Origin of the sequence: Aquabacterium lacunae, from assembly GCF_004310865.1 — a bacterium.
In the GTDB taxonomy this organism is placed as follows: domain Bacteria; phylum Pseudomonadota; class Gammaproteobacteria; order Burkholderiales; family Burkholderiaceae_C; genus Aquabacterium; species Aquabacterium lacunae.
Genome location: NZ_SIXI01000047.1, coordinates 1 through 550, shown reverse-complemented (window position 1 = coordinate 550; position 550 = coordinate 1). Strand labels below are relative to the sequence as shown.

General features: G+C 52.5%; 1 protein-coding gene. It reads right to left on the bottom strand.

Going from position 1 to position 550, the window contains the following annotated elements; all coding sequences use genetic code 11:
• Positions 1–125 precede the first annotated feature (125 nt).
• Positions 126–550: DUF2251 domain-containing protein (locus tag EYS42_RS16945; protein WP_245503697.1), on the bottom strand; the 425-nt coding region annotated here is incomplete at its 5' end.

The following is a 550-nucleotide window of genomic DNA, read 5'->3' as shown; positions in this document are numbered from 1 at the left end:
GGCCTAACGCCCGCGTTAACAGGCGGATGCCAGCGAAGCTGGTAGACGTCCTGTTGAACAACCAGTTAGGCCGCGGCCCGAAGGCACGATGTTGCCCATCTTAGTAGAAGGCCTGCTTCGTAGATTCACGAAAACAGCGCAATGCATGATTCATCCCAGGCGTGACCGCTAGTCGACCATGTTCCATTGCTCGGTGCTGGAGGAAATCCAGTGCGGCAGTAGCCTCGCCGTGCCTCGAAGTCAAATACTGCATGCGGATAGCCATTGATAAGAAGTACGGTCTTGTGACTGTCTGTTGACCAGCCAATTTTGATGGTTGATGGCTTTGCGCGATCGGCGACATCAGCTACGTTGTAGATGTGCATTGCATCTTGTATTTGCTGGCCATCAATTGATGTGTCTAATGCATAGAAATAGCCTGTTTGCCCATCGTCTTCGAATACGGCGACGAAGGGACTTTCAGGCGCATCGCCCGCGACAACAGTGGACTCGCCCACTATTAGCTCTTGTTCGGCTGTGACTTGTATTGGCATTTCAAGAGGCCTAACGC